This is a genomic window from Roseivivax marinus, from assembly GCF_900109705.1.
GTDB lineage: Bacteria > Pseudomonadota > Alphaproteobacteria > Rhodobacterales > Rhodobacteraceae > Roseivivax > Roseivivax marinus.
Genome location: NZ_FOAI01000019.1, coordinates 46,121 through 57,353 on the forward strand (window position 1 = coordinate 46,121; position 11,233 = coordinate 57,353).

The following is an 11,233-nucleotide window of genomic DNA, read 5'->3' on the forward strand; positions in this document are numbered from 1 at the left end:
AGGCGCCACCGGCGACAAACAAGCGGCGCCCGGACGCAGGCACGCGCATGTCGCCGCGTCGGCCCCCTTCACGCCCTCTGAACCAGGACCGAGCCGACCGAGTAGCCCGCGCCGAAGGAGCAGATCACCCCCCGGTCACCCGACGCGAGATCGTCGGAATTCTGCGCGAACGCGATGATCGAGCCCGCCGAGGACGTGTTGGCGTAGTCCTGAAGAATGTTCGGCTGTTCGCCCGCCTCCGGGTCGCGGCCGAGGACCTTCTTGCCGATGAAGTCGTTCATCGCCTTGTTGGCCTGATGCAGCCACAGCCGCTTGAGATCGCCGGCCTGCCAGCCCTCGTCGCCCATGTGCCCCGCGATATGGGCCGATACGAGCGGCAGCACTTCCTTGAAGACCTTCCGGCCGTTCTGCATGAACCGCATGTCCCGGCGGTCCTCCATCTGGTCGTGGACCGGGCGCAGGAAGCCGTGGTTGTTGCGGATGTTGTTGGAATACTGCGTCGCGCACCGGGTCGAGACGATGTCGAAACGTGCGCCCTTGGCATCCTCTGCGGGTTCGATCAGCACCGCCGTTGCCACGTCTCCGAAAATGAAGTGGCAGTCGCGGTCGCGCCATTCCAGGTGGCCCGAGCAGATCTCGGGGCTGATGACCAGCGCGCGCCGGGCCGAGCCGCCGCGGATCATGTCCGCCGCAGCCTGGATGCCGAAGGTGGCCGAGGAGCACGCCACGTTCATGTCGAACGCGAAGCCGCCGGCGCCGAGGATCTGCTGGATCTCGATGGCGACCGCCGGGTAGGGCCGCTCGTGGTTCGAGGCGGCGCAGATCACGAAGTCCACCTCGTCCGCACTGCGGCCCGCCTGCGCCAGAGCCTGACGCGCCGCGTCGACGCCCATCTCGGCCATGATCGACGGAGCATCGTCCGGTCGCGGCGGCAGACTGGGATACATCCGGTCGGGGTCGAGCACGCCGGACTTGTCGAGCACGTAGCGCTGCTCGATCCCGGAGGCCTGCACGATGAACTCGGACGAGGAATGCGGCTTGGCCTCCACCTCGCCCGCCGCGATGGCGTCGGCGTGGCTCTCGTTCCAGCGGTCGGCATAGGCGTTGAAGGCGGCGACCAGCTCGTCGTTGGTGATGACCTCGGCGGGCGTGAAAACACCGCTGCCGGTGATCGCGGGCTGGCTCATGTTCGTCTCCTCCTGGGTGGGGCGAGCAGACCCGACGCGGCCGGGCGGGTCAACCCGCGGCCAGCGCGCTCCGGGCGGGGTGCGGGCCGCAGGCGGCGGCCGACGCGCTCAGGTGGCGCCCGTCGTGCCCGTCGGGCGTGACCGACACCAGCGCGCCTTCGGTCTGCGGCGCGGCGAAGTGGACCTCCGCGAAGTGCGCGGTCCGCCCCATCTCGGGCGATTCCATCAGCACGGTCTGGGGTCGGCCGGCTTGCGCCTCGAGGTGCCGAACCACCGCTGCCGACCCGGCCTCGCGCAGGCGACGGGCCCGGTCCTTGATCGCCCGGCCGTCGACCTGCGGCATCCGCGCGGCGGGCGTGCCCGGGCGCGGCGAGTAGGGAAAGACGTGCAGCCACGTCAGGTCACAGGCCTCGACCATCCGCAAGGCGTTGGCGAAATGCGCCTCGGTCTCGGTCGGGAAGCCCGCGATGATGTCGGCGCCGAAGGTCATGTCGGGCCGCAGGGCGCGCGCCTCCTCGCAGAAGCGGATGGCGTCGTCGGACAGGTGCCGGCGCTTCATCCGCTTGAGTATCAGGTCGTCGCCGTGCTGCAGCGACAGGTGCAGGTGCGGCATCAGGCGCGGCTCGGTCGCGATGGCCTGCATCAGCGCCTCGTCCACCTCGATCGAGTCGATGGACGAAATCCGCAGCCGCGGCAGGTCCGGCACCAGCTTGAGGATCCGGAGAACCAGGTCGCCCAGTCGCGGCTCGGACGGCAAATCGGCGCCCCAGCTCGTCAGGTCCACGCCGGTCAGCACGACCTCGTTGAAGCCCCGCTGCACCAGCCGCTTGATCTGGTCGACCACGACCCCTGCGGGGACCGAGCGCGAATTGCCCCGGCCGTAGGGAATGATGCAGAAGGTGCAGCGGTGGTCGCAGCCGTTCTGGACCTGCACGTAGGCCCGGCTGCGCGTGCCGAAACCGTCGATCAGGTGTCCGGCGGTCTCGGTCACCGACATGATGTCGTCGACCTGCACGCGCTCCGTCTCGCCCACGAAGTCGGCGGCGAGCCGGGTCCAGGTTTCGGGCGCCATCTTCTCGGTATTGCCGACCACCGCGTCGACCTCGTCCATGGCCGAGAACGTCTCGGGTTCGGTCTGGGCGGCACAGCCGGTGACGATGACGCGCGCGTCGGGGTTCTCGCGGCGCAGCCGGCGGATTTCCTGCCGTGCCTTGCGGACGGCCTCGGCGGTGACGGCACAGGTGTTCACAACGACCGCGCCTTCCAGCCCGGCCTGCCCCGCGAGGTCCTTCATCGCCTGCGTCTCGTAGGCATTGAGCCGGCAGCCCATGGTCGAGAAGATCGGCGCGCTCATGTCACGGCCTCCAGCCAGTCGTCGGTCAGCACCCCGTCGAAGACGTGGGCCGTGGGACCGGTCATCCACACCCCGTCCTCGCGCCAGTCGACATCGAGCGTGCCGCCGTCGAGGTCGATGGTCACCGCGCGCCCGGTGAGCCCGCGGCGCGCCGCCGCCACCGCCGTCGCGCAGGACGACGAGCCCGAGGCCAGCGTGATGCCTGCGCCCCTCTCCCACACGCGCATCCGCAGACGGTCCGGGCCGGTCAGCGTCGCCACCTGCACGTTGGTCCGCTCGGGGTAGAGCGGGTGATGCTCGATCGCCGGACCGAAGCGCGCGAGGTCCACCGCCTCGGCGTCCTCCACGAAGAAGGTGCAGTGCGGGTTGCCCATGCCTGTCGCGACCGGGTCGCCGTCGATGGGCAGGTGAAGCGTGTCGGTCTCGGAGGCCAGCGGCACCGCGCGCCAGTCGGTCTGTGGCGGCCCCATGTTCACCGAGACGCGGCCGGCCCCGGCCTCCACCGCCTCAAGTCGGCCCGCATCGGTGGTCAGCACGAGCCGGTCGCGGCCCGTCTCGGTCATCAGGAAACGCGCAATGCAGCGGGTGGCATTGCCGCAGGCGGCCGAGGTCGAGCCGTCGGCGTTCAGAAACGTCAGGTGCGCGTCCCCCTCGCCGCCTGTGCCGATCACCGCGAGCTGGTCGAAGCCCACGCCGAAGTGCCGGTCCGCGAGCGCCCGCGCCAGAGCAGGGGTCACGTCGAGGGCGCGCGCCCGCGCGTCGAGCACGACGAAGTCGTTGCCCAGCCCGTGCATCTTCATGAAGGGCAGTCCGGTTGTGCGCGCGCGTGTCATTCGCGGGCATATACGCAAGCGTCCCGGCGCTTTCCAGAGGGCGCGGGATGCCCCCGCGGCACGCAGCCGATTTCACGTCGTTTTTCGGGTTGACCCCCGGAGGCGGTCTTTCTAAGTAGCCCGCCAGTGGGCCGTTAGCTCAGTTGGTAGAGCAACTGACTTTTAATCAGTGGGTCGCAGGTTCGAATCCTGCACGGCTCACCACTGATCAACATTGATCGTTTCCTTTCAATCGGTTGCTCGATGTTTTGGCGAACCTGTCGGTTAGGTTCGTCACGCTTCGTTCCCCGTTCGGCCTCGCTATCAGCTTGCAGAAGGCGGAGTCGGCCATGCCCTCGCGTTGGGCGTCAGCCGTGTATCGCTGCACTTCCGATAGCGTTTTATGGCCCGTGACTGCACCAATTTCATGTGCGGTCGCCCCGGCTTCGGCCAACCTGCGCGCGCAGGCTTTGCGAAGTCCGTGGGCAGTGCAGGCCGACAAGTCCGCCTCGTCGCACCATTGCCGCATGTAGTTGCCAAAGCTCTCAGCTGTGCGCGCGGTGCCGCGATTCGTCGCGAGGAAAGGCCGATCGTCCGGAAGTTTGCTAAGAACCTCACGCAAGTCCTCATGCATTGGGATACTCACTGGAACACCACCGCTCCGCGCTGTCTTCTGGCGACGGTACTCAATCCGGCCGGCTTTCACATTCCAAGGTCCGAGTTTCACCGCATCCACGCGAGCGGCGCCCGTATAGAGCATCAGGGTCACCGCTCGATGCGCCAACGTGCCGGTTCTGTGCACATAGAAGAACCGTTCGATCTCACCTTCGTCCCAGGTGTGAAAGCCAGTACCGTCAACGCGGTAGGGCTTCGTTGCGCGGGCCGGGTTGTCCCCGCGCCAATCGAGAGAAATGGCATGATCCAACAGCGTGATCAGCCGCTTTCGCAGGTTGTTCGCTGCGGCCGGCGTCTCCGATTTTTCCGCGAGGATCTTCTGAACATGCCGTCGCTGCATAGAGTGCGCTGGCTTGTCACCATGCTCGGCTCGAAACTTCTCGATCACCCCCTTATAGACTCGTTTGGTGCTGTCCGAGAGGCCAAGAAAGTCGGGCGAACGGTAGTATGACGCGATCAGCGCGGACACGGAGCCCGGCTTCGTCCGCTCGGCACCGATCATGCCACGCGTTCGGTAACCTGCCACCGCTGCATCGTAGCGGTGCACGAAGTCATCCGAACCGTAGGCGCGCCCAAGTTCGGCGGTGAAACCGCCCTTTCGGAATCGCCAGCGCCGGCGCCCATGCCGATCAAAGTAAGCGGTGGCTCCGGGAAACTGCTTCCGGCTCTTCATGGGGCGTCCCAAGGGTTCAAAGCGGTCCCGATAGTCTGCTCGGTGCTATAGATGATCACTTTTCCGTCGCGGCTGATCTCGGACCTTACGACCGGTATTCCAGCGTCACGGTACGCTTTCAGGTACCTTGTCAGCTCACTTTGGGTCAGTGCTGTGCGAACTGTGGACATTAGATTTTACCTTCTCGATCACCACGACCCGGGGCCCGCCGCGGACCCATGATCATCCAGCGACTTCACTTTGGTTGCGCTCTTGCGGAAGCGTTCCCAGCCGCTCAGCGTCAGCATCTTGGTCTTTGGGGATATTTCGACAAATTCAAGCCGACCGTCATTCATCAGCGCTCGTATTTGCGCCGCGCTCAGGCCGACGATACTGCCAAGCTGTTTGGGCGAAAGAAGACGTTCTTGCTCCATGCTGGACCTCCCGGTGTCTTTAAGCACGACGTGACTTGCTCAGCACCATCTGACGTGATCTACTGATGACAACAACAAATGTTTGTCATTTTGTGCGAACTTCGCTCAAAATGGCGATGTCGTCAACTAGCTGCGCAAATGAAACGAACAACCGAAGAGATCCATCGCGCCATCGGCGCCCGCCTCGCCATAGCGCGAAACGAGATTGGCCTATCCCAAGCGGCAATGGCTGAGGCTATCGGCGTCTCGCATCGCGCTTATCATAGCTATGAGAAGGGTAAGCGAGGCATGCCGGTCGAGGCGCTCGTCGCCTTAAGCCATCAGTTTGACGCCGACGTTGCTTGGCTTCTTCATGGCACAAAGTCCGTCCGATCCGCGCGAGATGTCGAAGCTTTGAAGGAGTTTGAGGTGTCTCTGGACCGATACTTGGATGAACATAAGATCAAAATAAAAAGTGAGAAACGGGGCGCCATCGTTGCCCGCTGGTATCAATCTTACGTTGAGGGCAGGGAAGTGCCGGCAGATGATGTACACACTTGGATAGAACTGGTGAGGGATTGATCGCCATGGAGGGACCAACCGACAAGTTCTGTAAAATTCGGCAAGCGACAATTGAGCGAGCGGCGCGCAAAGTGATCGCACCGTTGATGCCTCTGCACTTCGTGTACTGGGGAATTTGCTCAATCTACTTAGCAGGGTTCCTCCACTTGAGGTTCGCTGAAGCACCAGAGACGCTCGCAGGACTTTCCGCAATCGTTGTACTGGTCGTCGGAGCTTCCGGGATGCTGATCCCCATCCTGACAGGATCGGTGCTCATACTTCACTTCACTAGCAAAAAGTTAACGAAGCTGGCCGACGAACCGAATGGCCGAACATACAACTTCATTTCGGGATGAAATAGGGAGTATGTCAGGTGTCAGACAAAAGCGACTTTCCTTTCAGGTCGCTGACCCAGATCGCATGTGCAAAGGAAGAGCTGTCGTTCGTGCCCCATGCAGCGAAGGTCGGGATCGAGCCGATGATGTTGAAAAACGTCTGTCGTGGCGCTGGTCGAGTTGGCCTTCGAATGACGGGTCAGCGAGAGGATCGGGGATTTTGATGGGACGCACTCGTCCGCCTCAGGCGGGCGCCGCTCCATTTGAGCTCTGTGACCGAAGTTTCGCCAGTTTCCGAAGGTTTTGGGCCGTTGCTGCCAAGGTGAACTCGTCTTTCGAGCCAAGCGGGCCCCTGAGCCGGAGTCTACCGAGGCCCAGGATCCGCTTCAGGTGAGCGAACAGCATCTCGACCTTTTTCCGCCGCCGCTGTGCCACCTCGTTAAACGCGGAAGCCGTGCAGGCTCGAGCGAAGTCTCGGACGATCTCGTATTTCTCACGATTGATGCTGCGCACGTCGCTCTTCAGACAACACTTGGCCTTTGACGGGCAGTCCTGACAGTCCGCCTTCAGCGCGCGATACCGGCGCGGCCTCATCCCTGTCGCCGAGCGGCCCGGATCGGAATAGTTGCGCCGGGAATGCCGGAGCTCCTTGCCCTCGGGGCAGAGGTAGCGATCGCCTTCCTCATCCCACGTGAAGTCTGACCGAGACCAGGTCCCATCCGTGCGCTCGGACTTGTCGAAGACCGGGATGAAGGGAAGGATCTGCCGCTTCAGCGTCAGCCAGACGAGGTTCTCTTCCGAACCGTAGGCCGTGTCGGCAGCCAGCCAGTCCGGACGGAGACCAAAGCGCCGCTCGGTGCGATCCAGCATCGTGCGGGCCGACCCGACCTCTGCCTGCCGGACCGACCTCGTCGCCTCGACGTCCATGATGATCCCGTGATCGGTGTCGATCAGGTAGTTGTCGGAATAGGCAAAGAAGGCCGGACCCTTGCGCGCGGCCGTCCACTGGCTTGCCGGATCGGCATGAGCGGTGAACTTCGGCGTCACCGTCGTGGCCGCCCCGAACGCCGCTTCGTCGAGCGTGTCGAGATACTCGCGAACAGCGCGCGGGGCCTCCGAGGGATCGATGGCTGCGGCGTCCCAGTCCTCGGCTTTGCTGGAACTCTGCTTCTGGACGTCCGCGCTGATCAGGCTTGCATCGACGGCGAACCCGGTTCCGCCGACCAAGCCCTCGGCAATGCACGTCGCGACGACGTCCTCGAACAGGCGGCGGAACAGGTCGCTCTCACGGAACTTGCCGTGGCGCAGCTTCGAAAAGGTCGAGTGATCGGGGATCTTGTCTTCGAGACCGAGGCGACAGAACCATCGATACGCCAGGTTGAGATGGACCTCCTGGCACAGCCGGCGTTCCGACCTGATCCCCATCACGTAGCCGATGACGAGCATGCGGATGATGAGTTCCGGGTCGATCGATGGCCGCCCGGTGTGACTGTAAAAGCCGCGAAGATCTCTGTGCAATTCGCGGAGATCGAGGAACCGGTCGATCCCGCGCACGAGGTGGTTCTCCGGAATATGCGTCTCGAGATCGAACTCGTAGAACAGCCGCGCATGCGCCTTTTGAGTTCCCAGCATCCCGTGCCCTCCCGCTCCCGCAAATAAAGGGAATCAGAAGCTTCGGCCTCCGGCAAGCGCGGAGTTTTTCAACACCATCAGCCCGTTGCGGAAATGCCAAGTTCTCGCTGCGCGCGCTCGCAGAAGTATGTCTGCTGTGCTGCGGCAGCTTTCCACGCCCCGCCGCAGTCACAAATGCGGTCGTTCGTGCTTGGCGCAGCAAAATCTTCGGGAGCAGCAACCGCAACGCGGTCGGAAGGGTCATTCAAGCCGGACCGCGTCTTCCGTTTCGTCGAGGATGATTTGGCGTCGGAACCCCTTGTTCGGCGGTGGCAGCGCTGGTTGATCTGATGCCTGGCAGGTATGCACGAACCGCCCCACGGCCGCTGTCTGCGAGAAGAACGCGTTTCGGATCGACCGGCCTCGCGCGGGATCGCTTCGCCCAGTTTCGCGCGACGTCGGAGGCCCCGACACCGAAAGGTAGGGAAAAAATGGGCGGGCGAATGGCCGAGGGCGTGCTGGCGCATGGCCACTGACGTCGGCGAATGTGTAGCGGACGCGCCGGCATTCCATCATCCGGGGGGCAAGTGACGGTTGGCTCGCGAGGCGCGGCAAGCCTTCATGCCTTCACCCAAGTGACACCACGGTGATCGCCGTCACCATGACGACGACGAACATCGAAAGCGCCGCCACGGCCAGCGTACGGCCTAGGTCACGGTTGGGCCGCGTGACCTTGAGCCGAAGTTCTTGGGCAGTTTCGGGAAATTCGAGAGCGGCCGAGTTCGACTGCTGCATCAACGTATGACGCGCGTTCCAGCGGCGTTCCTCGGCCCGGTTCCAGCCGTTGAACACCAGAACGATGGCGACGATCATGATCATCGAGGACGGCACCCAGATTGTGTAGCCCCCGATGGTCTCATCTGTCAGCGGTGTGAAGCCGGCGCCCGGGTCTGTCGCGCCGTAGAGCACGACTTCTTTCAGTGTCATCAGCGACCCCAGCAGGATATTCGAGACGATGACGACGATCCCGCAGAGCAGTCGCGCGCCACGTCGCATCCCCTCGGGGGGATCGCGCGGATCGAGCAGCAACGTGAAGAACCAGAGCCCCGCCGCGGCCATGCCGAGATGCGCCGTCAACTCGACGGACGGGACCCGCTGCGCAAGACCGAATACAACCGGCACTTGCCAGACGTAGAGGGTAGCGACGAGCAGAGCGGCTGCGCTCCATGGGCTTCGCAAGGCGCGCACGAGCGGTTGGCGCGACAGAGCGTCGATCTGCTGTCGCAAATTCCGCGGCACTCCCGCAGTCCAGACGCCCCATGGCTGCGCGACAACGATCAGCAGAGGCCCGAGAAGGCGCACAAGAAGGTGATTGATCTGATGGACGGAAAAGAGCGAGTGACCGAGTGGCGAAAGCGGCGCATTGAAGGCCAGCAGCAGGCACCCGAGACCGGCGAAGAAGAGCCCGGCTTGCCAGGGAGCAGGTTGCGGGCGAAGGCGCCTCGGCCGCGCGAGACCTCGCATGTATAGCCCAGCCAGCGCGGCGATAACGAAAAGCGACACCGGAGAAAGCTGCGCCCCGAGGGGATCGAAGGAGAGCATGTTCGTCATCTACGCATCACCGGAGCCTTGTCGTTCCTGCGCGACACCATCGGCGCACCGGCACGGCTCGGGTCACTGCGGCGGAGCGCCTCGGACATAGGCCTGGATTTAGCCTTGCCGATTGGTGGCAGGCGGTCGAGCTTGGAGCAGTGACCATCGACGCGCCATAGCTGGCGGGCGGATCGACGCGCGCGGCATCGGCATGTTGTCGGCCTCGGTCTCGGGCATTGTCGAAAGTCGCCCTTCTGTTGCTTGCTTTAGTCGATGGTGTGGCACCACGATGAGCCACGCCTTGCAAGGTAAGCCGCCCGCGCCAAATGATGGCGGCATCGGTAAGGCGTCGCGCGTTCATGCGGCGATACGTTCGAGAAAGACCGTCCCGATGAGCGCGAGCAGCCCGAAGGCCACGGCGAAACCCGTGGCGTAGTGTGCGATGTCCAGCCGGTTTCCACCACGTTTCTTTGCCAGTCGGGCGCCCCATCCGGCACCACCGACGAATGCTGCGATCACGATCATTCGGACCTCCTTGAGATGAGACGGTGAGAATCGTTTCGGCGTGACACACGCCGATCCAGTCCGAGCGCAAGCAGCCATACGGCGATGCCGAGAGGCGGAAGCACCCAGTCACCCGCGCGGGCGTAGAGCGTGGCAGGCAAAGCCGCAGGCAAGCTGGCATCGATGATCCCCGTCTTTTCCAGCCCGAGTGCCCGGATGATGGTCCCGTTCGCGTCGATCACCGCCGAGATGCCTGTATTCGCCGCGCGGATCACCGGCAGCCCTTCCTCGACGGCGCGCATCCGAGCCGACGCGAGGTGCTGCTCGGGGCCGATGGACGTCCCGAACCAGGCATCGTTGGTGGCGTTGAAGATCCAGTCCGGCCGGATCTCATCATCGACGACATGGCCGGGAAAGATGATTTCGTAGCAGATTGCGGCAGCCAAGACCGGCAAACCGGGGACCGCGAGTGTTCGCGGCCCGGGTCCGGGCGTGAAGTCACCAAGCCCCGCGGTCAGGCGGTCCATCGGCAACCAGTCCCCGAGCGGAACATATTCGCCAAAGGGCACGAGGTGATGTTTGGCGTAGCCTGTGAGGATTGTGCCAGACCCGTCGTAAGCCTGGATCGTGTTGAAGTAGCGCGGCTCCGCCCCCCGTGCGGTCCGGTCGGGGGCGCCGGTGAGCAGAACCCATCCGCCTCGAAGAGCTTCTGCTATGCGGCGTTTCGCATCCTCGTTCTCGTCCAGAAAACCCGGATAGGCCGTCTCCGGCCATAGCAGGACGTCGACGGGGTCGCCTTGCGCGGAAAGCCGGAGGTATCTCGTAAGCGTGGCAGGGGCGCTCCCCGGCGCCCACTTGGCTTCCTGCGGCACGTTGCCCTGCACGATGCGCAGCGAGATGCCGGTGGATTCCGGCATCGGCCGAGAAATGCGAGCCTGACCCGAGACCCAGAGGCCACCGACAACGAGCGCGAAGAACAGGGGCGTCAGCCAGCGGGATGCACCTCTCGCGAGGATCGCCTGTGCCGGAAGCACGCTGGCGAGAATAACGAGAAAGCTCAGACCATAGCTGCCAAGCCACGCGGCGGGTTGGCGGAGCGCATCGAAATCCGCCAGCGCATAGGCTGCAAGGTTCCACGGAAAGCCCGTCAAGACGTGCCCGCGTAGCCATTCCGCACCGGCCCAGCACGCCGCAAACAGGAATGCCGCGACCACGCCGCCAACAAGCCGACGTCGACGAAGGAGGACGAACAGGGTCATAGCTAGGGCCGGAAAGAGCGCAAGGAGCGCGCTGAGCCCGGCAACGGCGGGGATCGCGAGCGCGCCGAAACGTTCGGCTTCTATCTGGAAGCTTTCGGCGATCCATGACAGCCCGAAGCCGAAATAGCCCAGGCCGAAAAGCCATCCGATCGCACCGGCTACCAACGGGATGCGGTCCCGCACTAGGTCATGTTGACAAATGGCGGATCCAGAGACGGATCGACGTGATGTCAATGAAGCCGAGGAAGCTTTCCGCCGTCTTGTCGTAGCGGGTCGC

General features: G+C 64.0%; 10 protein-coding genes, 1 tRNA gene and 1 pseudogene. 2 read left to right on the plus strand and 10 right to left on the minus strand.

Annotation, left to right across the window (positions count from 1 at the left end):
* Nucleotides 1–68: 68 nt before the first annotated feature.
* Genes BMX29_RS17590 through dapF form a run of 3 tightly spaced genes read right to left on the minus strand, consistent with a single transcriptional unit; the run spans nucleotide 69 to nucleotide 3,341 of the window.
* On the minus strand, nucleotides 69–1,187 hold the full coding sequence (locus BMX29_RS17590; protein WP_092815456.1) for a beta-ketoacyl-ACP synthase III: 1,119 nt from the start codon (nucleotides 1,185–1,187) through the stop codon (nucleotides 69–71).
* A 49-nt stretch (nucleotides 1,188–1,236) separates the two neighbouring features.
* Nucleotides 1,237–2,541 (minus strand): tRNA (N(6)-L-threonylcarbamoyladenosine(37)-C(2))-methylthiotransferase MtaB, encoded by a 1,305-nt coding sequence (mtaB, locus tag BMX29_RS17595; RefSeq protein ID WP_092815459.1) that lies wholly within the window; start codon nucleotides 2,539–2,541, stop codon nucleotides 1,237–1,239.
* Nucleotides 2,538–3,341, minus strand: coding sequence for a diaminopimelate epimerase (gene dapF, locus BMX29_RS17600; protein ID WP_342342399.1), 804 nt, complete (start codon nucleotides 3,339–3,341; stop codon nucleotides 2,538–2,540). The genes mtaB and dapF overlap by 4 nt, the downstream gene beginning before the upstream one ends.
* A gap of 161 nt (nucleotides 3,342–3,502) precedes the next feature.
* Between dapF and BMX29_RS17605 the strand changes: the two genes are divergently transcribed.
* Nucleotides 3,503–3,578: transfer RNA gene (locus BMX29_RS17605), tRNA-Lys, on the plus strand.
* A gap of 4 nt (nucleotides 3,579–3,582) precedes the next feature.
* On the opposite strand, the gene BMX29_RS17610 is transcribed toward BMX29_RS17605, so the two are convergent.
* Nucleotides 3,583–4,701, minus strand: a complete 1,119-nt coding sequence (locus BMX29_RS17610; protein WP_092815463.1) for a tyrosine-type recombinase/integrase — start codon at nucleotides 4,699–4,701, stop codon at nucleotides 3,583–3,585.
* 188 nt (nucleotides 4,702–4,889) lie between these two features.
* Complete coding sequence (locus BMX29_RS18960; protein WP_139197077.1) at nucleotides 4,890–5,114, minus strand: hypothetical protein; 225 nt, start codon at nucleotides 5,112–5,114, stop codon at nucleotides 4,890–4,892.
* Nucleotides 5,115–5,252: 138 nt separating this feature from the next.
* On the opposite strand from BMX29_RS18960, the gene BMX29_RS17615 reads away from it, so the two are divergent.
* Nucleotides 5,253–5,675 carry a helix-turn-helix domain-containing protein gene (locus tag BMX29_RS17615; RefSeq protein ID WP_092815466.1) on the plus strand — a complete coding sequence of 141 codons (423 nt, stop codon included), beginning with the start codon at nucleotides 5,253–5,255 and terminating at the stop codon, nucleotides 5,673–5,675.
* A gap of 557 nt (nucleotides 5,676–6,232) precedes the next feature.
* Here BMX29_RS17615 and BMX29_RS17620 read toward each other — a convergent pair.
* The 5 genes and pseudogenes from BMX29_RS17620 to BMX29_RS18965 form a co-directional block, all read right to left on the minus strand.
* Complete coding sequence (locus BMX29_RS17620; RefSeq protein WP_092815469.1) at nucleotides 6,233–7,621, minus strand: IS1182 family transposase; 1,389 nt, start codon at nucleotides 7,619–7,621, stop codon at nucleotides 6,233–6,235.
* A gap of 606 nt (nucleotides 7,622–8,227) precedes the next feature.
* A complete protein-coding gene (locus tag BMX29_RS17625; protein WP_043843767.1) occupies nucleotides 8,228–9,211 on the minus strand; it encodes a cytochrome c oxidase assembly protein in 984 nt (327 codons plus the stop codon).
* Between the two features lie 339 nt (nucleotides 9,212–9,550).
* Entirely contained in the window at nucleotides 9,551–9,718 is a 168-nt protein-coding gene (locus tag BMX29_RS19355) for a hypothetical protein (RefSeq protein ID WP_043843765.1), read from the minus strand.
* On the minus strand, nucleotides 9,715–11,139 hold the full coding sequence (gene lnt / locus BMX29_RS17635) for an apolipoprotein N-acyltransferase (RefSeq protein WP_175471226.1): 1,425 nt from the start codon (nucleotides 11,137–11,139) through the stop codon (nucleotides 9,715–9,717). The genes BMX29_RS19355 and lnt overlap by 4 nt, the downstream gene beginning before the upstream one ends.
* Nucleotides 11,140–11,143: 4 nt before the next feature.
* Nucleotides 11,144–11,233 (minus strand): annotated as a pseudogene (locus BMX29_RS18965) (IS5/IS1182 family transposase); the annotation flags it as partial.

Excerpts from the sequence above, each read along its gene's own strand:
- BMX29_RS17590 (WP_092815456.1), bottom strand. The coding sequence starts at position 1,187 with ATGAGCCAGCCCGCGATCACCGGCAGCGGTGTTTTCACGCCCGCCGAG.
- mtaB (WP_092815459.1), bottom strand. The coding sequence starts at position 2,541 with ATGAGCGCGCCGATCTTCTCGACCATGGGCTGCCGGCTCAATGCCTAC.
- dapF (WP_342342399.1), bottom strand. The coding sequence starts at position 3,341 with ATGAAGATGCACGGGCTGGGCAACGACTTCGTCGTGCTCGACGCGCGG.
- BMX29_RS17610 (WP_092815463.1), bottom strand. The coding sequence starts at position 4,701 with ATGAAGAGCCGGAAGCAGTTTCCCGGAGCCACCGCTTACTTTGATCGG.
- BMX29_RS18960 (WP_139197077.1), bottom strand. The coding sequence starts at position 5,114 with ATGGAGCAAGAACGTCTTCTTTCGCCCAAACAGCTTGGCAGTATCGTC.
- BMX29_RS17615 (WP_092815466.1), top strand. The coding sequence starts at position 5,253 with ATGAAACGAACAACCGAAGAGATCCATCGCGCCATCGGCGCCCGCCTC.
- BMX29_RS17620 (WP_092815469.1), bottom strand. The coding sequence starts at position 7,621 with ATGCTGGGAACTCAAAAGGCGCATGCGCGGCTGTTCTACGAGTTCGAT.
- BMX29_RS17625 (WP_043843767.1), bottom strand. The coding sequence starts at position 9,211 with ATGACGAACATGCTCTCCTTCGATCCCCTCGGGGCGCAGCTTTCTCCG.
- BMX29_RS19355 (WP_043843765.1), bottom strand. The coding sequence starts at position 9,718 with ATGATCGTGATCGCAGCATTCGTCGGTGGTGCCGGATGGGGCGCCCGA.